This is a genomic window from Nocardia vinacea, from assembly GCF_035920345.1.
Taxonomy (GTDB): Bacteria; Actinomycetota; Actinomycetes; order Mycobacteriales; family Mycobacteriaceae; genus Nocardia; species Nocardia vinacea_A.
This window is the reverse complement of the sequence record NZ_CP109149.1, coordinates 5,737,459-5,760,043: the sequence shown is the minus strand read 5'-3', so window position 1 is coordinate 5,760,043 and position 22,585 is coordinate 5,737,459. Positions and strand designations below refer to the sequence as shown.

Annotated in this window: 19 protein-coding genes and 1 tRNA gene; 10 read left to right on the top strand and 10 right to left on the bottom strand. The window is 66.0% G+C overall.

Annotated features, from left to right (window positions below):
• Positions 1 to 34: 34 nt before the first annotated feature.
• Both OIE68_RS26365 and OIE68_RS26360 read right to left on the bottom strand, forming a co-directional pair.
• Complete coding sequence (locus OIE68_RS26365) at positions 35 to 952, bottom strand: ribonuclease Z (RefSeq protein ID WP_327093770.1); 918 nt, start codon at positions 950 to 952, stop codon at positions 35 to 37.
• Entirely contained in the window at positions 952 to 2,130 is a 1,179-nt protein-coding gene (locus OIE68_RS26360; protein ID WP_327093769.1) for an aminotransferase class V-fold PLP-dependent enzyme, read from the bottom strand. Before OIE68_RS26360 ends, OIE68_RS26365 begins: the two co-directional genes overlap by 1 nt.
• 268 nt (positions 2,131 to 2,398) lie before the next feature.
• Here OIE68_RS26360 and egtA point away from each other — a divergent pair, with 268 nt between their 5' ends.
• Genes egtA through egtD form a run of 4 tightly spaced genes read left to right on the top strand, consistent with a single transcriptional unit; the run spans position 2,399 to position 6,956 of the window.
• Positions 2,399 to 3,730: an ergothioneine biosynthesis glutamate--cysteine ligase EgtA gene (egtA, locus tag OIE68_RS26355; protein WP_327093768.1), complete on the top strand. Its 1,332-nt coding sequence runs from the start codon at positions 2,399 to 2,401 to the stop codon at positions 3,728 to 3,730.
• Between the two features lie 55 nt (positions 3,731 to 3,785).
• Positions 3,786 to 5,126: an ergothioneine biosynthesis protein EgtB gene (gene egtB / locus OIE68_RS26350; RefSeq protein WP_327093767.1), complete on the top strand. Its 1,341-nt coding sequence runs from the start codon at positions 3,786 to 3,788 to the stop codon at positions 5,124 to 5,126.
• Between the two features lie 28 nt (positions 5,127 to 5,154).
• The gene (gene egtC, locus OIE68_RS26345) at positions 5,155 to 5,988 is read left to right on the top strand and encodes an ergothioneine biosynthesis protein EgtC (protein ID WP_327093766.1); all 834 of its coding nucleotides are present in this window, start codon (positions 5,155 to 5,157) and stop codon (positions 5,986 to 5,988) included.
• Positions 5,985 to 6,956, top strand: coding sequence for an L-histidine N(alpha)-methyltransferase (egtD, locus tag OIE68_RS26340; RefSeq protein ID WP_327093765.1), 972 nt, complete (start codon positions 5,985 to 5,987; stop codon positions 6,954 to 6,956). Before egtC ends, egtD begins: the two co-directional genes overlap by 4 nt.
• On the opposite strand, the gene OIE68_RS26335 is transcribed toward egtD, so the two are convergent.
• The 7 genes from OIE68_RS26335 to OIE68_RS26305 form a co-directional block, all read right to left on the bottom strand.
• Positions 6,953 to 7,603, bottom strand: coding sequence for a DUF2461 domain-containing protein (locus OIE68_RS26335; protein ID WP_327093764.1), 651 nt, complete (start codon positions 7,601 to 7,603; stop codon positions 6,953 to 6,955). The genes egtD and OIE68_RS26335 overlap by 4 nt on opposite strands.
• Positions 7,604 to 7,694: 91 nt before the next feature.
• On the bottom strand, positions 7,695 to 8,303 hold the full coding sequence (locus tag OIE68_RS26330; RefSeq protein WP_327093763.1) for a hypothetical protein: 609 nt from the start codon (positions 8,301 to 8,303) through the stop codon (positions 7,695 to 7,697).
• Between the two features lie 27 nt (positions 8,304 to 8,330).
• Positions 8,331 to 8,591, bottom strand: a complete 261-nt coding sequence (locus OIE68_RS26325) for a hypothetical protein (RefSeq protein ID WP_327093762.1) — start codon at positions 8,589 to 8,591, stop codon at positions 8,331 to 8,333.
• 57 nt (positions 8,592 to 8,648) lie between these two features.
• Positions 8,649 to 9,224: a hypothetical protein gene (locus tag OIE68_RS26320; protein WP_327093761.1), complete on the bottom strand. Its 576-nt coding sequence runs from the start codon at positions 9,222 to 9,224 to the stop codon at positions 8,649 to 8,651.
• 114 nt (positions 9,225 to 9,338) lie between these two features.
• Positions 9,339 to 10,319: a ribose-phosphate diphosphokinase gene (locus OIE68_RS26315; protein WP_327093760.1), complete on the bottom strand. Its 981-nt coding sequence runs from the start codon at positions 10,317 to 10,319 to the stop codon at positions 9,339 to 9,341.
• Positions 10,316 to 11,806: a bifunctional UDP-N-acetylglucosamine diphosphorylase/glucosamine-1-phosphate N-acetyltransferase GlmU gene (gene glmU / locus OIE68_RS26310; RefSeq protein ID WP_327093759.1), complete on the bottom strand. Its 1,491-nt coding sequence runs from the start codon at positions 11,804 to 11,806 to the stop codon at positions 10,316 to 10,318. Before glmU ends, OIE68_RS26315 begins: the two co-directional genes overlap by 4 nt.
• Before the next feature lie 94 nt (positions 11,807 to 11,900).
• Positions 11,901 to 11,971 (bottom strand) — tRNA-Gln (locus OIE68_RS26305).
• A 420-nt stretch (positions 11,972 to 12,391) separates the two neighbouring features.
• On the opposite strand from OIE68_RS26305, the gene OIE68_RS26300 reads away from it, so the two are divergent.
• The 6 genes from OIE68_RS26300 (at position 12,392) to OIE68_RS26275 (ending at position 20,916) form a co-directional block, all read left to right on the top strand.
• On the top strand, positions 12,392 to 13,006 hold the full coding sequence (locus tag OIE68_RS26300; RefSeq protein ID WP_327101813.1) for a TetR/AcrR family transcriptional regulator: 615 nt from the start codon (positions 12,392 to 12,394) through the stop codon (positions 13,004 to 13,006).
• A 181-nt stretch (positions 13,007 to 13,187) separates the two neighbouring features.
• Positions 13,188 to 13,835, top strand: a complete 648-nt coding sequence (locus OIE68_RS26295; RefSeq protein WP_040695316.1) for a TetR/AcrR family transcriptional regulator — start codon at positions 13,188 to 13,190, stop codon at positions 13,833 to 13,835.
• A 216-nt stretch (positions 13,836 to 14,051) separates the two neighbouring features.
• Complete coding sequence (mfd, locus tag OIE68_RS26290; RefSeq protein WP_327093758.1) at positions 14,052 to 17,666, top strand: transcription-repair coupling factor; 3,615 nt, start codon at positions 14,052 to 14,054, stop codon at positions 17,664 to 17,666.
• A 188-nt stretch (positions 17,667 to 17,854) separates the two neighbouring features.
• Positions 17,855 to 18,487 carry a MazG family protein gene (locus tag OIE68_RS26285; protein WP_327101812.1) on the top strand — a complete coding sequence of 211 codons (633 nt, stop codon included), beginning with the start codon at positions 17,855 to 17,857 and terminating at the stop codon, positions 18,485 to 18,487.
• 131 nt (positions 18,488 to 18,618) lie between these two features.
• A complete protein-coding gene (locus OIE68_RS26280) occupies positions 18,619 to 19,710 on the top strand; it encodes a glycerol dehydrogenase (protein WP_327093757.1) in 1,092 nt (363 codons plus the stop codon).
• A gap of 255 nt (positions 19,711 to 19,965) precedes the next feature.
• Positions 19,966 to 20,916 carry a phosphodiesterase gene (locus OIE68_RS26275; protein ID WP_327093756.1) on the top strand — a complete coding sequence of 317 codons (951 nt, stop codon included), beginning with the start codon at positions 19,966 to 19,968 and terminating at the stop codon, positions 20,914 to 20,916.
• Here OIE68_RS26275 and OIE68_RS26270 read toward each other — a convergent pair.
• A complete protein-coding gene (locus OIE68_RS26270) occupies positions 20,867 to 22,318 on the bottom strand; it encodes a stealth family protein (RefSeq protein WP_419150803.1) in 1,452 nt (483 codons plus the stop codon). The two genes, OIE68_RS26275 and OIE68_RS26270, sit on opposite strands and share 50 nt — an antisense overlap.
• Positions 22,319 to 22,585: the final 267 nt, after the last annotated feature.

Sequence of the window (22,585 nt, the reverse complement as noted above, 5' to 3'; positions counted from 1 at the left end):
ATAGCCACTACTTATGCGGCCGTTCGGGTGGTGCTCAGTGGCGGGGCGGGAGGGGGATTCTCGCGAGGTCTGTGGCGATGACGATCTCGCCCGTGAAGTGCAGGGCTGCCTCGGCGAGGTGGGCGTCGAGGTCGCGGTAGCGCTGGGAGAAGTGGGTCAGAACCAGGGTGCGCACACCGGCTTCGGCGGCGACTCGGGCGGCTTGGCCCGCGGTCAGGTGGCCGTATTCCTCGGCGAGCTGCGCATCGACGTCCAGGAAGGTCGCCTCGATCACCAGCATGTCCACGCCCGAGGCGAGGGACAGCACGCCCGGGCATAGGCGGGTGTCCATCACGAATGCGAAGCTCTGGCCCGGCCTCGGCTCGCTGACATCGGCCAGCGTGATTGTGCGCCCGGCTAATTCGATACTGCCCGTGCGCTGCAGTTGTCCGACCGCCGGGCCGTGCAGGCCGAATACGGCGAGCCGCTCCGGCAGGATGCGCACACCGCTCGGTTCGGTGAGGCGGTAGCCGAAGGTGTCGACCGGATGCGATAGCGCGACCGCTTCGAGGACGAACGGTGCACCAGGCGCGTCCAGCGCACCCGGATCGGCGATCGGATGCGCCCGGAGCTCGACGGTGCGATAGAACGAGCTGGCATTGCTCAGCCGATCGAAGAACGCCTCACCAGAGGCGGGGTAGTACACATCGACCGGATGGGCGACCTTGTCCAGATTGATCCGCTGGATGATGCCGGGTAGTCCGAGGCAGTGGTCGCCGTGGAAATGCGTCACCGCGATCCGGGTGATGTCGGTGACCGACACGCCCGCGTACGTCATCTGCCGCTGGGTGCCCTCGCCCGGATCGAAGAGGATGCCCTCGTCGCCCCAGCGCAGCAGATACCCATTGTGGTTGCGCTGCTTGGTCGGAACCTGACTCGCGGTGCCGAGGACGACCAGTTCGCGAGGTGACATCAGAGCGTCGCGACCGCGCCGACGAACCGGTCCAGCTCCTCGAAACTCACGAAGCAGTGCGGCGAGGCGCGCACCACCGAATCCAGGCCACGGGCGGTCATATCCAGCAGCGTAGAACTGGCATGGCTGGCCGTCACCGTAATATTCTGCGCCGCAAGGCGATCGCGCACCTCGACGGCGGATTTCCCTTCGACGGTGAACGAAACGATGCCGCTGTGTCGAATCCCGATGTCGCGCACCGTGACTCCGTCGATTTCCGGCAGCGATTTGCGCAGATGTTCCGCCCGGACCGCGATGGCGTCGTAGACGTCATCGGGCCCCAGTTCGAGCAGATACCGCACAGCCGCACCGAGACCGAGTCGGGCCGCGACATCGCATTCCCAGAATTCGAAGCGCCTCGCATCGGGCACCAGGGCGTACTCCTGAGGGCCGGTCCACTGCGCGCTGTGTAGATCCAGCCGCTGTGGCTCCATCGACGCTGCCAATCCTGGTCGCACATAAAGGAATCCGGTACCACGCGGTCCGCGCAGCCATTTGCGCCCGGTGACCGAGAGCGCGTCGACGTCGAGTTCGGCCACATCGATCGGCAGCTGTCCGGCCGACTGGCAGGCATCGAGCAGTACCAGCGCGCCGACCGAATGCGCGATCCGCGTGGCGTCGGCGGCCGGGTTGACCAGACCGCCATTGGTCGGGGCGTGGAGCACCGACACCAGCTGGACCCGTTCGTCGACCATGTCGGCGAGCGCGTCGAGGTCGAGCTGGCCGCTGCCGTCGCTGGGAATCTGTTCGACCACTGCGCCGGTCGCCTTGGCCCGCTGCAGCGCCGCAATGGCATTGCTCGCATAGTCGGCGCCGGAGATGAGGATGCGGTCGCCGGGAGCGAGTGGGACCGAATAGAAGAAGTCGGCCCACGCGCGGGTCGCGCTATCGCTGAGCGCGATGCCGGTCGGATCGGCGTTGATGAGTCGGCCGATATCGGTTTTCACCGCGGCGAGATCGTCGAGTCGCTCGTTCGCCGCGCGATAGCCGCCGATTTCGGCCTCGCGTCGCAGATGCGCCACAACGGTATCGACGACGACTCGGGGCGGTAACGAGGAGCCCGCGCTGTCGAGGAAGACCAGATCGGATCCGGCGCCGTAGGCCGGTATGTCGGCGCGTACGCGATTCTCGTCGAGCATGGCCTCGACAGTATCGCCGAAATCGTGGCATTGGGCCGTCGCACGAGTCGACGCAGGTCCGGGCCACCGTGCGCGGGCGCCCCGCTGTGCATGACCACGAATTCAGATTCTTGTCACATTTCTTGTCGGTGCCCCTCGCTACGCTGGTTTGGGTCGGCGCACCGGAATACGAACGGCGCCCGATGCGATACAGAACTACCTGAACAACTGTCGGCAGCACACACGCGGCACAGCCACGGTTACCTGGTTTCACATGGTGGAGGTTGGTATGGCGGTCACGCTCGAGCATCCGAAGCGGGTCATTGCGCTGGAAAATGGCGAGCTCTCCTCGCGGGCCGCGGCCGAGGCGTATCTCGAAAAAATCTGTTTCAAGCTGGGGCCACCAACGCTCATCGGCGCCGAACTGGAATGGCTCACCGTGCAGGGTGAGTGTTCGTCGTCCGGCCCATCGGCCGCCCCCCGCCCGCAACTGGCTGCATTCGCAGATGCACTCGGACCCTATGCACCGCGGTCCATCGCCCCCGATTCACCGGCACTTCCGCTGCCAGGGGGTAGCCGGGTCACCATCGAACCCGGCGGTCAGATCGAACTCTCCAGTGCCCCGTTCGCCGCTGCCGCGCAGTTGTGCGAGGGTTTGCACGCCGATGCTCGGATGCTGCGGGATCTACTCGGATCCCGATCCATCCGCACCGTCTCCGCCGCCGCCGATGCGGACCGCCGCCCGAAACGGGTCCTGCGGTTACCGCGCTATCGCGCCATGGAAGAGTCCTTCAGCGGTATCGGCCCCTTCGGCAAATTGATGATGTGCAATACCGCCGCTACGCAGGTCAGCGTCGATGCCGGTGCGGACCGCGACGAGGTCACCGCACGGTGGAATGCGCTGTACACAATCGGTCCCGCGCTACTCGCGGCCTTCGCCTGCTCGCCCGAATTACACGGTGCACCGGTGGGCGTGTGGGCATCCCAGCGCATGCGGACCTGGTTGCGTCTCGACCACGCTCGTACCCGTCCCGCGGTGGAGGCCTGGCCCGACCCGATCGCCGGCTATGCGCGTTGGGCCCTGGATGTCCCGCTGCTGTGCGTTCGCCGCCCCGATGGCGTATCCGGCAACGGCGGCGATATCGGCTGGTCAGCGCCGCCGGAGGCGACCTTTGCGGACTGGTTGTCCGGTGCGTTGGACGACGAGATCGGCCGACGTCCCGATGTCGGCGATCTCGACTATCACCTGACCACGCTGTTCCCACCGGTACGAGCCTCCGGACATCTCGAGGTCCGCTATCTGGATGCGCAGCCCGATAACGACTGGACCGTCCCGATCCATGTCTTCGACGCCCTGCTGTCGACTCCGGCGGTTGTCGCCGAGGCGACGGCGCTCGCCGCGCCACTCGCGGGCCGTTGGCTCGACGCGGCGCGCTGCGGGTTGGTCGATCCGGAGATCCGTGGCGTCGCGGTCGAGTTGCTGATCCTGGCCGCGGCACATGCGGCGAGTCCGGCGGCGGCGCGCGAGATCGAATCCGCCGCCGAACGATGTCGCAGCGGTCGCACCCCGACCGATGAACTCGTTTCGCGCAGTGCGGATCAGCCCGAGGAGCATTCGTGACCGTGGCGCCGCAGCCTCGAGTCGCCGACCAGAACGAGTTCGGGAGATACCCATCGTGACCATTCAGTACCCCGCAACGGATAATTCCGGCACCGAACAATTGCGTGACCGGATCGCCGAAGTGCTCACCCGCGCAAGGGATCGCACCACCGGCCTCACCACGCTCGATGAAGCGGAGCTGGTCGCCCAGCATTCGCGACTGATGAGCCCGCTCGTCTGGGATCTCGCCCATATCGGCAATCAGGAAGAGCTCTGGCTGGTGCGCGATGTCGGCCGACGCGACGCGGTGCGCGCCGATATCGACGAGCTGTACGACGCCTTCAAACACGCCCGCGCCAATCGCCCCGAACTGCCCCTGCTCAACCCCACCCAGGCCCGCGGCTATGTCGGCACCGTGCGCGACAAGGTGTGGGATGTGTTGGAAACCAGCGCTTTACATGGTGATCCACTGGTCGACGGCGGCTTCGCATTCGGCATGATCGCCCAGCACGAGCAGCAGCACGACGAAACCATGCTCGCCACCCATCAATTGCGCACCGGCCCGGTCGTGCTGTCCGCACCCGCCGCACCGACGGCGACTGCTCCTGTCGGTGGCGAAGTCGTCATTCCCGCAGGCGAATTCGTCATGGGCGCGTCGACCGACGCGTGGGCACTGGACAATGAGCGTCCGGCGCATCCGGTGCATGTGCCCGCCTTCGCCATCGACGTCGCACCGATCACCAACGCGCAGTACCAGGCCTTCATTGCCGACGGCGGCTACGAGCGGCCCGAGCTGTGGTCCGAACGCGGTTGGGCGCACCGGCAGGAGGCGGGTCTGGTGGCGCCGCAGTTCTGGGAGTGCGATCCGGCCGGGCACTGGTGGCGCCGGGGATTCGGCGTGATGACGCCGGTGCGCCCGCAGCAGCCGGTGGTGCACGTCTGCTGGTTCGAGGCCGAGGCGTATGCCGCTTGGGCTGGTAAGCGTCTACCCACCGAGGCCGAATGGGAGAAGGCGGCGCGTTTCGATCCGGAGACCGGCACGTCCCGCCGCTACCCGTGGGGTGATGCCGAACCCGATTCCGTCACCGCCAATCTCGGTCAGCGGCACCTGGAACCCGCTGAGGTCGGCGCATATCCGGCCGGTGTCTCCCCGGCCGGTGTGCATCAGCTCATCGGCGACGTATGGGAGTGGACCGCCTCGGGTTTCGAGGCTTATCCGGGCTTCCGCGCCTTCCCTTACGCCGAATACTCCGATGTGTTCTTCGGCGGTGACTACCGAGTCCTGCGCGGCGGCTCCTTCGGCACCGATCCGGTCGCTTGCCGCGGCACCTTCCGCAACTGGGACCACCCCGTCCGCCGCCAGATCTTCGCTGGCTTCCGCCTGGCCCGCGACCTGCGAAAAGGCGAGGGCGAGTGAGGGTCTCGACGGCGGAAGGGCGGCGCTGATGTGTCGTCAACTCGGTTACGTCGGTCCGCCGGTACGCGTGGGCGACATGTTGACGCTCGGTTCGCATTCCCTGCGGACCCAGGCGTGGGCGCCCAAGGATATGCGCGGAGGCGGGACGATCAATGCGGATGGGTTCGGGGTGGCCTGGTGGCGTGACGACGACGGCGTGACCGTCAGTCGGTATCGCAACTCGGCGCCCATCTGGACCGATCCGGCGGTGGAAGAGGTCCTGCCGCAACTGGAGTCGTGGGCGGTATTGGCGGCGGTTCGCTCGGCGACTGTGGGTATGCCGGTCGAGCGGAATGCCTGTGCACCGTTCACACATGGCCGGTGGGCGTTCAGCCATAACGGCATGGTGCCCGATTGGCGGCGGGCCCTCAGCGCGGTCGCCGAAGAATTCGGCTCCACCGCAACCGAACTGGGCGCGGGGCCGCTGTTCGAGCCGGTGCAGTTGCTGGAGGCCGAATCCGCGACCGATGCGGCGACGCTCTGGGTGATGCTGCGCAGTCTGCTCTCGACCGACACTCCCGACGGTTCGTGGGCGGCGGCGCCGGCGGCATTGAGTCTGCTGGTCTCGGCCGTGCTGGCCCAATCCCCGGGCGCCCGACTGAATTTCCTGCTCGGTGATGGCAGGCAGCTGTGGGCGACCACCGTCTACCACTCGCTATCCGCCCTGGTGACCGATGATTTCGCCATCCTGTCCTCGGAACCCTTCGACGACGACCCGCGCTGGCAGCCGATTCCGGATCGCCAGCTGGTCAGCGCCCGCCCAGGCGCGCTGTCCGTCACACCGCTAGTAGACGTTCCAAGCACGAAAGGCTCGCTCCTATGACCGCACCGACGCTGGAGATCTACCTATCCGATGACGACCTCACCTCGGCGTTGCGCGCGGATGCCAGACTCGGCCTCACCGCGGACCCGAAGTGGTTGCCACCCAAGTGGTTCTACGACGCCCGCGGCAGTGAACTGTTCGAGCAGATCACCGAACTCCCCGAGTACTACCCGACTCGCACCGAACGCGCGCTGCTGGAGCGGGTAGTCGGCGAGATCGCCCGCACCGCGCAGGCCGAGGTCCTGGTCGAACTCGGAGCGGGATCGGCCGCGAAGACCAGGCTGCTGCTGTCCGCACTGACCGCCGAGGGACCGCTGAAAACCTATGTTCCGCAGGATGTCTCGTCCTCGGCGCTGCGGGCCGCCGCCGCGGAGATCGCTACCGAGTTCCCGGGCCTCGCGGTGCACGGCGTGGTCAGCGATTTCACCGACACCCTGCACAATCTGCCGCGCGGCGGCCGCCGCATGATCGCCTTCCTCGGCGGCACCATCGGCAACCTGGTCCCCGCCGAACGGGCCGAATTCCTGTCCAGCATCCGCGAGGTGCTGGAGCCGGGGGAGCAGCTGCTACTTGGCGCGGGCCTGGTGATCGACCCCGCCGTACTGGTCCCCGCCTATGACGACGCGGCCGGTGTCACCGCCGAATTCAACCGAAATGTCTTGCATGTCTTGAACAGTCGCCTCGACGCCGACTTCGAGCCGGATAAGTTCGCCCACGTCGCCACTTGGGAAACCGAAGACGAGTGGATCGAAATGCGGCTGGAGGCCACCGAAGACATGACCGTGACGGTCCGTGAACTGGACCTCACCCTCCAGTTCACGCGCGGCGAGCAGATGCGCACCGAAATCTCGGCCAAATTCCGTATCGACGGATTGGACGCCGAACTGGCCGCAGCGGGATTCGAGACCGAACAGGTCTGGACCGATCCGGACAACCGCTTCGCCCTCGTCCTCGCCGCTCGCTGTTAGGTCCGAGCCGGCGCACCACTGACCACCGCGCCCAGCCATTCGATGAAGGGCCGCATCGTCTCCCAGGCGGTGCGGACCTCCTTCGCGGCGCGGGGTTTGTCCAACCAGGCCGGTGCGCCGTATTCCTTACTGCAGGTCAGCGATTTGTGCCGCAGCAGATCGATGCGCGGATGGTCGGCGTCGTACCCCTTCGGCTTGGTCTTGAGCCGCTCGCCGCCGATGGTGAATCCGGCCTTGGTGAGCTTCGCCAGGATGGCCTCCAGCTCCGGGCCGCGGACCTGGTCATCGATGGTTGTGCGCAACTGGGCGATCTGCGCGGGGGAGCCCGCATAGAATCCGCCGCCGACGAAGAGTCCGGCCGCGCTGATCTGCACATACCAGCCCGTACCCGGCGCAACGCTGACCACCGCGCCCTGCGCCGTCTTGTAGGGCACCTTGTCCTTGGAGAAACGCACGTCCCGGTACGGCCGGAAAATCTTGGCGGTCCCGAAGTCCGCCTCCAACTCCGCGGTCAGCGCGACCATCGGCGCCTTGACCGACTCCTCGTAGACATCCTTGTGCGCGGTCCAGAAGGCCTTCGAGTTATCGGCTTCCAAATCCTCGTAAAAGTCCAGCCCCGCGAGTGGGAAACCACCGAATCGACTCATGCTGACCACGCTAGCCTTACCCACCCCGCCAGCTCCGCCGGCTGCCATCCCCCTAGACTCACCCACCCGACGACGCGAGTCCAGCGCACGGTCAGTTGGAGTCCGGGATCATGCTGCCGCTGAAGACGGCATAGACCAGGATGAGCCCGATGACCAGGGAAATGGCGGATACGAGGGCGGCCCATTTGCCGAGGGATTCGCCCTTTTTGTGGCCGATGATGCCGAGAATGATGCCGACCGGGCCGAATAGGTAGGGGCAGAACAGCAATGAGATGCCCGCACAGACGAAGCCGATGATCGACAGCGTCTGCGAACCCGACGGCGGTCCCGGCGTGGTGTACGGCCGTGGGGTATAGCCGGGAGAGCCACCGTATGGGGTTTCCGGGGTGGCGTCGGTGATCGGCGGATAGACGGTGCCGGGCCGGTCTTGGTCGTAGCGTCCCGCGGCGGTGGCATTCCACGATTCCGGTTGCGCGGACTCCGGCGACGGCTGCGGTTGTGCGACGAGATCCGGTGCCGTTTCGGCGGCCGCTCGCTGGGCCGGTGTCTGCGCGGCGGGCTCGACGGGTTGCGACTCCGACGTTCCGTCGGCGGCCGGAGTGGCCCGAGCCGCATCCGAGGATTCGGCCGACTCGGATTCGCCGACCGGTTTCTCGGGCGACGTATCGCCTCGCTCGGGTCCCTGCTGCGGCGTGCTCATCGAACTCTCCTGTCGGCGGGGAGCGGGCTATAGGTCGGTATCGTTGACGATCTCCATCGCGGCGACCTCGGCGGGGCGCTCGTCCTCCTCGGCGAGTTCGGCGGCCTTACGATGACGGGTCCACTCCTGTTCGAGTTCTTCGCCGATGCCGAGTCGGCCGTCATCCTCATTTTCGCGATAGCGAATGCGCAGGTCAGTTGGCGGATCCTCGACATTTCGCCGGTATGCGCGGATCTCGTCTTCCTGCTTGTCGTCCCCCATGTCCATATCAAGCGGGTCACGGTCCATACTCCCAGTATCCCCCTCGGCATCAGGGGCAAACGGGATCCGACGCGTGCGAATCCGTCAGCTGAAGGCCCCGAGGAACCCGACTAAGGCGATGACCAGGACGACCGCGATCGCCAGTACCGCGCCGTTGGCGATGGCCGCCCATTTGCCGAGCGATTCGCCTTTGTTGTGGCCGATGATGCCCAGGACGATGCCCGCCGGTCCGGTGATCACGATGGGCAGGCCACAGAACATCACCACCGACAGTGCGGTCGCCGCCAGGCAGGAGAAGCTGATGATCGAGAAGATCGGGACATCGGATTGCCGAGGTGGCGTATAGGGCTGGTACGGGTAACCGGGATAAGCGCCGGGCGCTTGCGGATAGCCGGGTTGTCCGACGTACGGACCGGCTTGCGGGTAGCTCGGCGGATATGGTGGCGGCGGATATGCGGTGGGCTGCTGATAACCCGCGGGCGGGGTGTACGGTGGGGCGGTTTCCGGCGAAAACTGTTGTCCCGGTTGATAAGCCATCGTCGGATCGACACCCGGCTCCGGTGACCAGACCTTGGTCGCGTCCACGTTGTCCTGCGGCGGCTCGGCAGGCGGTGGGGCCTGCGACTTCCCGAGATTGATATTCGGTTCCGAATCCGACATGGCGCGCCCCCTGTTTGTCATCCTTACCCGCCATGGGTACCACGCCGAAGCGAGCCTTACAAACAGAAATGTCGCGGCCCGGACCCGAGTCCGAGCCGCGACGAAGTGTCAGCGCTACGCGTTGCCGTTGAAAAGTCCGGTGACCGAACCGTTCTCGAAGACCTCGCGAATCGTGCGAGCCAGCAGCGGCGCGATCGACAGCACGGTCAGCTGCGGGAACTTCCTGTCCTCGCTGAGCGGCAGCGTATTGGTGACCACGACCTCCTTGGCACCACAATTGGCCAGGCGCTCTGCAGCCGGATCGCTGAGCACGCCGTGGGTCGCGGCGATGACCACATCACCGGCGCCGGCCTCCTTGAGCACCTTGACCGCGCCCGCGATGGTGCCGCCGGTGTCGATCATGTCGTCGATCAGGATGCAGGTGCGGCCCTCGACCTCACCGACCACACGGTTGGCCTTGATCTGGTTCGGCACCAGCGGGTCGCGGGTCTTGTGGATGAACGCCAGCGGCGAGCCGCCCAGCGAGTCGGCCCACTTCTCCGCGACGCGCACGCGACCGGAATCAGGGGAGACCACGGTGATGTGCTCGAGGCTGTAGTTGTTGCGCACGTACTCGGCCAGCTGCAGCTGGGCGTGCATGTGATCGACCGGGCCGTCGAAGAAGCCCTGGATCTGATCGGTGTGCAGGTCGACGGTGATGATGCGGTCCGCGCCTGCGGTCTTGAGCAGGTCGGCGACCAGGCGGGCGGAGATGGGCTCGCGGCCGCGGTGCTTCTTGTCCTGACGGGCGTACGGGTAGAACGGCAGCACCGCGGTGATCCGCTTGGCCGAACCGCGCTTGAGCGCGTCGATCATGATGAGCTGTTCCATCAGCCATTGGTTCAGCGGAGCCGGAAAGCTCTGCAGCACAAAGGCATCCGATCCGCGCACGGACTCCTCGAACCGGACGAAGATCTCGCCGTTGGCGAAGTCGCGCGCAGTCTGCGGGGTGACGTGGACGTCGAGTTCCTTGGCCACCTGCTCGGCCAGCTCAGGATGGGCGCGTCCCGAGAAGAGCATCAGGTTCTTCTGGTTGTCGATCCATGACGCGGTCACTGCTGTTTGCCATCCTTTTGCTCGATTGCCTGACCCGACATCTCTTTGCTCGCGATGGCTTCCGCCGCCGCCCGTGCCGCGTCCGTCCCCGGACGGTTGCGCTGCACCCAGCCCTCAATGTTTTTCTGTGGCCCACCTGAAACCGCGAGTGCCCCCGGCGGAACGCTTCTACGCAGCACAGTACCCGCCGCCGTATAAGCGCCGTCACCCACCGTCACCGGCGCGACGAACATGGTGTCGCTGCCGGTCCGCACATGCGAGCCGACCACGGTGTGGTGCTTTTTCACACCGTCGTAATTGACGAAAACGCTGGAGGCGCCGATGTTGCTGTGCTCACCGATGGTGGCATCGCCGACATAAGTGAGGTGCGGCACTTTGGAGTGCGCGCCGATCGATGCGTTCTTGGTTTCGACGAATGCGCCCAGCTTTCCGGAATCGCCGACAACGGTGCCGGGGCGCAGATAGCTGAACGGCCCGATATTCGCACCGGAACCGATCACGGCCTGATCACCGTGGGTGCGAACGACGTGCGCGCCGTTGCCGACGATGACATCGGTGAGCGTGGAATCCGGTCCGATCACGGCGTCCTCACCGATGACGGTGCCGCCGAGTAACTGCACACCCGGCCGGATTTCGGCGTCCCTGGCGATTTTCACGTTCGCGTCCACCCAGGTGGTCGCGGGATCGATGATCGTGACCCCGGCGCGCATATGCCGCTCGAGGATGTAGCGGTTGAGGGTGCGCGCGGCCTCGGACATTTGCACCCGGTCGTTGACGCCGGTGACCTTGGCCGAGTCGAGCAGCCGTGCGCCGTGCACCGGATGTCCGGCCTCGCGAGCCAGCCGCAGCACGTCGGTCAGGTACAGCTCGTGCTGGGCGTTGGCGGTGGACAGGCGCCCGATCATGGTGCGCAGCACGGTCGCGTCGAAAGCGTAGACACCCGAGTTGACCTCGGTGATCGCCGATTGCACCGGGGTGGCATCGGCATGTTCGACGATTTCGGTGACCTGGCCGTCGGCATTGCGGACGATGCGGCCGTAGCCGTTCGGGTCGTCCGGTTCGAAGGTCAGCACCGTGACCGCGGAACGTTCGGCGTAGCTGCGGTGTTCGTCGAGCAGTGCGGACAGGGTGTGCCCGTCCAGCAGCGGCACGTCCGCGGAGGTGACCAGCAGGTCACCGGTGAAATCCTCGGGAACCGCCGCGAGCGCGCATTGCACCGCGTGGCCGGTTCCGAGCTGTTCTTCCTGAATGGCGGTGGTGATGTCGCGGCCGAGGTCGGCGGCGACGGCGGCGACCGCGGCGCCGACTTGTTCCCGATCGTGTCCTACCACGGTGATGAGGAACGCGGGGTCGATCTCGTTGGCCGCATGCAGCGCGTGCGCGAGCATGCTTCGACCGGCCAGCGAATGCAGCACTTTAGGAGTCTTCGACCGCATTCGCGTCCCGGCACCGGCTGCGAGAACGACGACGGCGGTCTGCTGTGGCATGGATCTCCCTCGGCTGCCTGTCATCGTGCTTGGGGCTGTCGTCGTGCTTGGTCAGCGATGTGCGCGGCCAACGATAAGCCATCGTGCCGATGTGCTCCGCCGCCAGGACTCGAACCTGAACTATCTGAACCAAAATCAGAGGTGCTGCCATTACACTACGGCGGATTGTCACACCGGCGGGATCTGCGAAACCCGCCACTGCGCCAGCGGCACGGCATGAATCCTCGCATGAAGACCTCCCGTTCGTCGAACTGCTTCGCCGAATTAGGGGGTACCCATCGCCCCGATCTGTCCGCACCGTTCGCATTATCTGGGCAAATACTCCCCCGCCTCCCCGGAACCTTTGCCGGCCGTTGGGTGCTTCGACCGCTTCCGTCGCGGGCTGGCGGCCAGGTCGGGGCTGGATTCTGGGCGTACCCGACGAGTTACCCATGTGCGTCCGAGATCAGTTGTCGCTCTGGCCGGACAGGGGTGACGGTAGGGGAGCTAGAGCTGTCTGGAACAGTTGGGGCCGACGACTATTGGCATGCGCGAGGAGGCGGGACGGTGTCTTCGGGTGAGCCGCCCAGGGTGTCCCGGCCGCGGATGACGGGTACTCAGCGGCGGCAGCAGTTGATCGAGATCGGTCGCGCAATATTCGCCGAGCGCGGCTACGACGCGACCTCGATCGAGGAGATCGCACAGCGGGCCCAGGTCTCCAAACCCGTGGTGTACGAACACTTCGGCGGCAAGGAGGGGCTCTACGCCGTGGTCGTGGACCGCGAGATGTCGATGCTGCTGGATATGATCACCTCCTCGCTCACCCAGAATCGGTCCAGAATTCGGCTCGAACAGGTCGCGCTCGCACTGCTGACCTATATCGAGGAACGCACCGACGGATTTCGAATCCTGGTGCGCGACCAGCCCGCAGCTACCGCGGAGGGCCGCTACTCGAGCCTGCTCAACGAGGCCACCAACCAGGTCGCGCATATTCTCGGCGGCGATTTCGAGCGCCGCGGCTTCGATACCAGTCTGACCGGTTTGTACGCGCAGGCATTGGTGGGCATGGTCTCGACCGCCGCGACCTGGTGGCTGGACGAACGCACACCGTCGAAAGAGGTTGTGGCGGCACATCTGGTGAACCTGTGCTGGAATGGCCTCAGTCATTTGGAAGCCGAACCGCAGCTGAGCTCGGAATGGCGCGCCGGTCGGGGGGATTGACCGCAGTGGTAGCCAGCAAATTGCGCAGTATGCCCGTCCGAATGCTCGAATTCGCTGGCGCGCGCTCACCTGGTGGTACGGTTCACCCATCCTCAGGGTGCTGTTCGAGCGGTAAGTCGGTCTACTTCGGGATGTCGGTCTACTTCAGGATGGCTGGTTTTAAGGATGACAGGCGGATCTGATGGCTAGGCAAGCGCGCGCGGAGATCACCCGCGATTCCGTTCTGGCGGGCGCTGCCGATGTCTTTCTGCGCTTGGGATATGCGAATGCGAGCCTGAGCGAGATCATCGCGCAGTCGAACGTGACCAAGGGCGCCTTGTACTTTCACTTCGGTTCGAAGGAAGAGCTAGCGCGCGCCGTGGTCGACCAGGGCAATGAACGTCTGGTCAGTTCGTGCCAGGGTTTCTTCGATCCGAGAGTGCCCGCGCTCGAGGCATGTATCGGGATCACCTATGTCGTCGCGGACCTATCCATGAACGATCCGATGGTCGGCGCGATGCTCAAGCTGACCCATCAGATCGGCGACTACCGCGGCGCCCAGGGCGACAATATCGCCAAGACCTGGGGCGATACCTACCGCGTACTATCCGAGCGGGCCATCGCCCAGGGCGACCTCGAGGCCGATCTGGACGCCGAGGTGATCGGTCTGCTACTGCAGGAAATGACCGCGGGCGTGCATATCACGGCGGTCGGCACCGATTCGATCGATCAGATGGCGACCCGGATGGAACGGGCCTGGTACTTCCTGCTCCCGGCGATCGTGCCCCCGGAGAAGCTCTCGTACTTCCGGGAATTCGCCGCCCGCCGCCTACGCCGCTACGTGCCGTAAAACGTGTCACAGCGCGTTGGTAGGTTGTGACGTGTCGACTGATCTCGTGAGCACATGGGTAACTCATCGGGTACGCCCAGAACTCGACCTCCCGCTCGGCCGCCGGCCCGCTACGACTGTGTGGTGGCACCTGACGACCGGCAAATGACTCGGGGTGGCGGGGGAGCCTAGACTCGGTTGGCCGTCCTAAACCCCGCCTGAGCTCAGGAGTGTTCGATGTCCACCCACCGTCCACCTCTTGCCGGACTGGCCGCGGTGGCCGGGGCCGATTCGGCCTTGCGGACCGTCGCTGACCTGGTCGGGAAGTCGCCGGTCGAGTTGGTCGGGCCGTCGGCGGTGCGGCCGTTCGTCGCGGCGACGATCGCCGCCCAGCGGCCGCTGGTGGTGGTGACGGCGACTGGGCGCGAAGCCGACGATCTGACGGTCGAGCTGGAGGAAATCCTCGGCGCGGCGATCGCACAGTTCCCGTCCTGGGAGACGCTGCCGCATGAGCGGCTGTCGCCGGGTGCCGACACCGTGGGGCGCAGGCTCGAGGTGCTGCGGCGGCTGGCGCATCCGGAAGATCCGGTATTCCCGGAACCGCTGCGGGTCGTGGTGACGACCGTTCGCTCCCTGATGCAGCCGATGGCTGCGAGCCTCGGCGATATCGAACCGATCGTGCTGCGCGTCGGCGCCGAGTTCGATTTCGACGAATTGCTCTTGCGCCTGATCGAATTCGCCTACACCCGCGTCGATATGGTCGGCAAACGCGGTGAGTTCGCGGTGCGCGGCGGCATCCTCGATCTGTTCCCGCCGACCGCCGATCATCCGGTGCGCGTGGAGTTCTGGGGCGACGAGGTGACCGAGCTGCGGCCCTTCGCGGTCGCCGACCAGCGCTCGCTGACCGATCTGACGGCGGATGTCGTCGTCGCGACGCCGTGTCGAGAACTGTTGCTCACCCAGGCTGTTCGCGAGCGCGCCGCCGAGGTCGCGGTGGCGAACGCCGCCGATGCGGCGCTGGTCGAGATGTTGGAGAAGCTCGCCGAGGGCATTCCGGTCGAGGGGATGGAGGCGCTGCTGCCGGTGCTGCAGCCCGGCGAATTGCGGCTGCTCACCGAGGTTTTGCCGGAGGGCACCCAATTGCTGCTGTGCGATCCGGAGAAGATCCGCACGCGCGCAGCCGATCTGGTGCGCACCGGCGAGGAGTTCCTGGAGGCATCGTGGACCGCCGCCTCGTTCGGCGGTGCCGCGCCGCTGGGCGGACACGGACTCGATCTGGCCGCCTCCGGTTACCGCGCGCTGCCCGAAATCCATGACAGCGCAAATGCACACGGTCTGCCGTGGTGGAGTTTGAGCCCGCTGACCTCCGGTGATCCCGCCGAGGTCGTGCTGCCGGTGCTGGCCGGTCCGGTGGCGCGTGGATCCGATGAGCTGGTGGCGACGATATTCGCGTCGCTGCGCGCGCATGTGCTGACCGGTGGACGTGCGGTCGTGGTCGTGGCTGGTCACGGTACGGCGCAACGCATTCTGGAACGGCTCTCGGATGCCGAAGTGCCCGCAGCTGCTTTGACAGCCGGTGCCGAGCCGACGCCCGGACTGGTCGGTGTGCTGTGCGGTTCGCTGCACGACGGGTTGGTCTTCGATGACGCCGGTCTGGTGGTCGTCGCCGAATCCGACCTCACCGGCAACCGGGTCACCGCACCGGCGGAGGGGAAGCGGCTACCGGCAAAGCGCCGCAACCAAGTCGACCCGCTGGCGCTGAACGCCGGCGATATGGTGGTGCACGATCAACACGGCATCGGCCGGTTCGTCGAGATGATCGAACGCACCGTCGGCGGGGCGCGGCGGGAATACCTGGTCATCGAATATGCGCCCGGTAAGCGCGGTCAGCCAGGCGACCGGCTGTTCGTGCCGATGGAGTCGCTGGATCAGCTCTCGCGCTATGTCGGCGGTGAGATGCCGAGTCTGTCCAAGCTCGGCGGATCCGACTGGGCGAATACGAAACGCAAGGCGCGCAAGGCGGTTCGCGAGATCGCCGGTGAGCTGGTGCAGCTGTACGCGGCGCGCCAGGCCGCGCCCGGACATGCGTTCGGTCCGGACAGTCCGTGGCAGAAGGAGATGGAGGACGCGTTCGCGTTCACCGAGACCGTCGACCAGATGACCGCCATCGCCGAGGTGAAGGCCGATATGGAGAAGGCGGTCCCGATGGACCGCGTGGTCTGTGGTGATGTCGGCTACGGCAAGACCGAGATCGCCGTGCGCGCTGCGTTCAAGGCGGTGCAGGACGGTAAACAGGTCGTTGTGCTGGTGCCGACAACCCTGCTGGCGCAACAGCATCTGCAGACCTTCACCGAGCGCGTCGGCGGATTCCCGGTGACCGTGAAGGGGCTGTCCCGCTTCACCGATCCGGCCGAATCCCGCGCCGTGCTGGAGGGGATGGCGGACGGCGCCGTCGATATCGTGGTCGGTACGCACCGGCTGCTGCAGACCGGTGTGCGGTGGAAAGACCTGGGCCTGGTCGTCGTGGACGAGGAACAGCGTTTCGGTGTCGAACACAAGGAGCACATCAAGGCGCTGCGCACGCACGTCGACGTGTTGACCATGTCCGCGACGCCGATTCCGCGCACCTTGGAGATGAGCCTGGCGGGCATTCGCGAGATGTCGACCATCCTCACGCCGCCGGAGGAGCGGCATCCCGTGCTCACCTATGTCGGCGGGTACAACGACAAGCAGGTCACCGCGGCCATTCGGCGTGAGCTGCTGCGCGACGGCCAGGTCTTCTACGTGCACAACCGGGTTTCGTCGATCGATAAGGCCGCCAAGCGGATTCGGGATCTGGTGCCCGAGGCGCGGGTGGTGGTCGCGCACGGTCAGATGCACGAGGACATGCTCGAGCAGACCGTGCAGGGATTCTGGGAGCGTGAATTCGATGTGCTGGTCTGTACCACCATCATCGAGACCGGGCTCGATATTTCCAATGCGAATACGTTGATCGTGGAACGCGCGGACGCTCTCGGTCTTTCGCAGCTGCACCAGTTGCGTGGACGCGTCGGCCGTAGTCGTGAACGCGGGTACGCGTACTTCCTCTACCCGCCGGAGAAGCCGCTCACCGAGACGGCCTACGACCGGCTCGCCACCATTTCGCAGAATTCGGATCTCGGTGCGGGTATGGCGGTGGCCATGAAGGACCTCGAGATCCGTGGTGCCGGAAATGTGCTGGGTGCCGAGCAGTCCGGGCACGTGGCCGGTGTCGGCTTCGACCTGTATGTGCGGCTGGTCGGTGAGGCGGTGGAGGCGTATCGGGCCGCCGCCGACGGTAAGCCGATTACGACCGAGGAGGCCAAGGAGGTCCGTATCGACCTCCCGGTGGACGCGCATATTCCGCCCGACTACATCACCAGCGATCGGCTCCGGTTGGAGGCCTACCGCAAACTTGCTGCGGCGCAAGATGGTCCGGGGTTGGAATCGGTTGTCGAGGAGCTGGTCGACCGGTACGGGCCGCTGCCCGTCGAGGTCGGCAGGTTGGTGTCGGTGGCGAAACTGCGCCTGCTGGCTCGCGAATACGATGTCACCGAAATCGCGGTCACCGGAACCACATTGAAGGTTTCGCCGATGAGCCTGCCCGATTCCAAGCAGACGCGGTTGAAGCGCCTGTACCCGAGCGCGGGCTATCGCGCGGCGAGTGGGGTGGTGCAACTGCCGCTGCCCCGGGTGGAGGACAGTGTCGGCGCCGACCGGGTGCGCGACGTCGTCCTGTTGCAATTCGTTGCCGACCTGTTGCTGCAGTTGGATGGCAAGCCGAAGGGCTTCGTAGAGCTGCGGGTCGCCACAGAAGCCACGGCGGCTCGATGAGTTCGGACCGCGACGAAGCCGTTCTGCGAGCCGCCAGGCATGCGGCAGCGGAGGCGGGGCGGGCCAATGGTGCCCACGATCACGCGGTGCCCGAAGCGATCGCCGATGATCCTGGGCGGGCCGCGGGCGAATCCAGCCGAACCGATGCCGCCCTGGTGGCGGCGGGGTTAGCCGACGCCGTCGAGGTGATGGACCGGCTGTGGAACTTCGGCGGCTGGGAGGTGACGCAAACCCACGACTCGCTGCGTCCCTATCTGCTGGAGGAAACCTACGAACTCCTCGACGCCATCCAGCACAACGACGCCGAAACCATCAAGGAAGAACTCGGCGACCTGCTGCTGCAGGTACTGTTCCACTCCCGAATCGCCCAGGCCGCAGGCGAATTCACCGTCGACGAGGTAGCCGCCGCACTGGTCGCCAAACTCGTCAACCGCAGCCCGCACCTCGCCGACGAACCCATCGACCCGTCGGCCACCGTCGCGGAAAAGATCGCCGCCCAGGAAAAAGCCTGGGAGGAACGCAAATCCGCCGAAAAGTCCCGCCGCTCCTGCCTCGACGGCATAGCCATGGCCCAACCCGCCCTAGCCCTGGCCGAGAAGATCCGCTCCCGCAGCCTCAGAGCAGGCCTGCCCGAAGACCTGATCCCCGACACCCTCCGCACCGTCCACCTGGGCGGCGAAGATAGCGCCGAAGAAAGCCTCCGCAAGGCCACCTTGTCCTTCGCATCGGAAATCCGCGCCACCGAAGACGCCGCCGAAGCCGCCCGCGGCGAACGTGTCCCGTTATCGGCCGCCGATTGGCGCAAGTACTGGCCGCAGTAGCCGGGCGTTCGGCAAGCTTCGAATAAACCTGATGGCTCACTCGGGGGCGCGTAGCGTTTGCGATACGGAGTCGGCGGTCGGGTAGCGGTGGTTTGGGCGCATCGGCGGTGCCCGCGATCGGGAGGTGGCAGATGCTGAGTGTGTTTTCTTCGCCGGGGCATTATGTGCAGGGGCGGGATGCGACGGGGGCGCTCGGGGCGGAGATGACGCGGTTGGGGATCGCGGGGCCGGTGATGATTGTGGCGGGGGCCAGTGCGCATCGGTTGTTGGCGCAGACGTGGCAGGAGTCGCTTACCGAGGCGAAGATCGAGTATTCGGTGCATCGGTCCGGGGGTGAGTGCAGCCGGGCGGAGATCGGGCGGGTGACCGCGGCTGTGCAGGAGAGCGGGAGCACGGTGGTGTTGGGGGCCGGTGGCGGCAAGGTGCTCGATACGGCTCGGGCGGTGGCCGATGATCTGGAACTGCCGATGATCAGTTGTCCTACGACGGCGTCCAGTGACGCGCCGTGCAGTGCGTTGTCGGTGATCTATACGGACGCCGGGGAATTCGAGGCCTATCAGCTGGTGCGGCGGAATCCGGCGTTGGTGCTGGTCGATACGTCCGCTATCGCGCAGGCTCCGGCGCGGCTGCTCACCGCGGGGATGGGCGATGCGCTCGCGACCTGGTTCGAGGCTCGGACCTGCAGTGTCGCGCGGGTCCGGAATATGCGCGGCGGCGCCTCCACCCGCAGTGCCACCGCATTGGCCGAACTCTGCTACAACACCCTGCTTGCCGACGGAACCCACGCCCTCGCCGCAGTCCGCAACCACACCGTCACCCCGGCCCTCGAACGCATCGTCGAAGCCAACACCCTGCTGTCCGGTTTAGGCTTCGAATCCTCCGGTCTCGCCGCCGCCCACGCCATCCACAACGGCCTGACCGCCGCTCCCCGAACCCACCCATACCTGCACGGCGAAAAGGTAGCCTTCGGCGTCCTCACCCAGCTGGTACTGGAAGGCGCTCCCACCGAAGAGATTTCAACGGTCCTCGAGTTCTGCACGTCGGTCGGCCTACCGACTACCTTCGCCGCACTCGGGCTGACCGACCCCGACAACCGAACCCTGATCGCCATCGCCGAACGCGCCACCGCCCCCGGCGAAACAATCCACAACGAACCCTTCACCGTCGACACCCCCATGGTCCTCGACGCCCTCCGCACCGCCGACGCCCTCGGTACGAAGTGAGCGCGAAGTCTCCTGGCGGCGACGGTGCAGGCTCGCGGAAGCAGTTTGGTATGGCAGGGCTGGATCCGGTTCGGCCTCGAGCGTGCCGATGAATCCCAGTGATCGACGACGAAACTCCGATGACACCGAACTCTCACCTACCCGCAAGCAGTTTGTCACCGTGGGGCAGGCAGTCTGTCAATACGGCTTCGCTATCCTGGCGATGGAACCCGAAGCCAATGGCGGGCGAATCCGCCGGGGAGGACGTTCGGTCCGGTGCCCACCAGCAGAGTCGCGGAGCACCCGCGACCGAATCATGTGCTGTTCCATTTCAGCGATACCCATTTGATCGCTGGCGACGGCGAGTTGTACGGCGACGTGGACGCGGATCTGCGTCTTCGACAGTTGCTCGACCAGGCCGCGGCCAGCGGCATCCGCCCGACGGCGATCGTCTTCACCGGTGACCTCACCGATAGGGGCGAGCCGGACGCATACGAGAAGCTCCGCGCCATGGTGGAGCCGTTCGCGCGCCGATTGCGCGCGCCGATCGTATGGGTCACCGGCAATCACGACGATCGCGGCGAACTGCGCCGGACGCTGCTCGGCGAGCGCCCGTCGACGAAGCCACTGGATCGGGTGCACATGATCGACGGCCTGCGCATCATCGCCCTGGACACCAGCGTCCCCGGCCACCACTACGGCGAAATCCGCGACGAACAGCTGGCCTGGCTGCGATCGGTACTCGCCGAACCCGCCCCGTTCGGCACGATTCTGGCGATGCACCACCCGCCGGTGCCGTGCGTGCTCGATCTCGCGGTGACCGTCGAACTGCGTGATCAGCGCAGGCTGGCCGATGTGCTCGACGGCACCGACGTGCGCGCGATTCTTGCTGGGCACCTGCACTTTTCGACCAGCGCCACCTTCGCGGGCATCCCGGTCTCGGTCGCCTCGGCGACCTGCTACAGCCAGGATCTGGCCGTCGCCGAGGGCGGCCTGCGCGGCCGCGACGGCGCGCAGGCCTTCAACTACGTGCACATCTATCCGGACACCATCGTCCACTCGGTGGTCCCGATCGATCGCGGCCCGACCGTCGGCGCTCCGTCCACCCCGGAAGAGGCGGCGCGCGTGCTGGCCGAGGAGGGCATAGTGATCCCGCCCGCCGCGCGCATCCCACGGGTCATGCGGCGCCCGGCGCAGACTCCGGAAGATGACGAGGCCGTGCACTGATCCGCTCCCATGGCGCGCGGTCCGGGAAGTAGGCGGACAGGAACTCCGACACCGCGCGCACCCGGTCGGCCTCCGCGACCTCGGGGAAACTGCCGTCGTTCAGGCAGAAGAAGTCGACATCACGATGTACGGCGAGGACGTCGAGCAGTGCGAGCCCGCGTTGACTCGTGGTGTCGACATAGCGCATCCGCGCCATCTCCTGCGGCACCGCGCGTCCGGTGAGCATGGCGTAGTAGTGGTACAGCGAATTCGTCACCGAAATATCGGTGGCCGCACGGAATCTGCTCGCCCTGGTCCGTGCGAAGTCGGTCGCGAACTCCTGCTCCATCTCGAGTAATACGCTGCGCCGCAACGGAACCGGGGTGTGTTCCAGATGCCGGGTGATGACATGTCCGAACCGCCCGGCCAGCAATTCCCGGTTCACCCGCGCCGCATTCTCGAAACCACTGCGCCGCTCGTTATTTCGACCCGGTCCGATCCGGGTGCCTGCCTCGATGAACCGGCTGACCCCGGCCGGGCTGAAGAACATCGACGGACGCACCGGCCGGGCGAAGAACATATCGTCGTTCGAGTACAGGAAATGCTCGCTGAGCCCATCGATATGTTGCAGTTGGCATTCCACCGCATGGGAATTGAAGGTGGGCAGCCCGCTGATATCGCTGAAGTGATCGACCGCGCGCACCACCGTCACCCGCGGATGTTCGTCGAGCCATTCCGGCACCGCGGAATCGGTCGCGATGAAGATCCGCCGAATCCACGGCGCGTTCTTGTCCACCGAGCGCAGTGCGTACTTCAGTTCGTCGATTTGGCGGATCCGAGCATCCGCGTCATCGCCCTCGCCGACCACGACCTGGGCCAGCATTCCCGCACGGCGGGCACGGAATTCGGGATCGGTGCCATCGACCCAGGAGAACACCAGATCGATATCGAAGCCGACATCGGTCGGCTGTGGCGCGAACATATCCGTCAATGTCGGCCAATTGCGGTCGAACAGGCGAACTTCCGTGTGCTCGACATCGGCGAGGTCGAAGACATTGCGGGTGAACGCATTCGGCCGCGGGCATTCGACGATGTCGCCGTGGTACTCCCAGAGCTCCAGATCCACGTAATGCGCCGGATCGGCATCGCGACTCAGCCGAAAAACATTGTGTTGCACCTCGGCACATGCGAAACCCGCGGCAATCACGGTGGCAGTCACCCGACGCACCATCGTCTGGTGCGCGGCATCCGCGGCCAGTGCCAGCCGATGTCCGCCATCGCGAATCAGTAGGAACGGCACCTCCGCGGCCGCCAACTCGCCGCGCAGATAGCCCAGGTCGTCCAGTATCGCGGCCGAGACGACGAGATTGCCTGCCGTCGGCCACGCCACCATATCGACCGCGCCGGAATTCCTTGCCCGCATATCAACCATGTGTCTGCTCCCCACGTCCGTATGTGTGCCGAAATGTCCCGTGGTGCCGCGCTACAACCCGGGCACCGCCGCGGACGACGTCGACGGACGTCGTCTGCGGTTGCCGTGCCCGGCGCGGCTGAATTCAGAAATTCGGGACGATGCCGTAGTGCAGGAACGAAGTGATCAGCCGGGTCTCAGACGATCGGTACATCATCGTTCTCACCTCACTCACGGCCGGACGCCAGCGCGTCTTCTTGGGGTAGTGCTGTCGGCGCG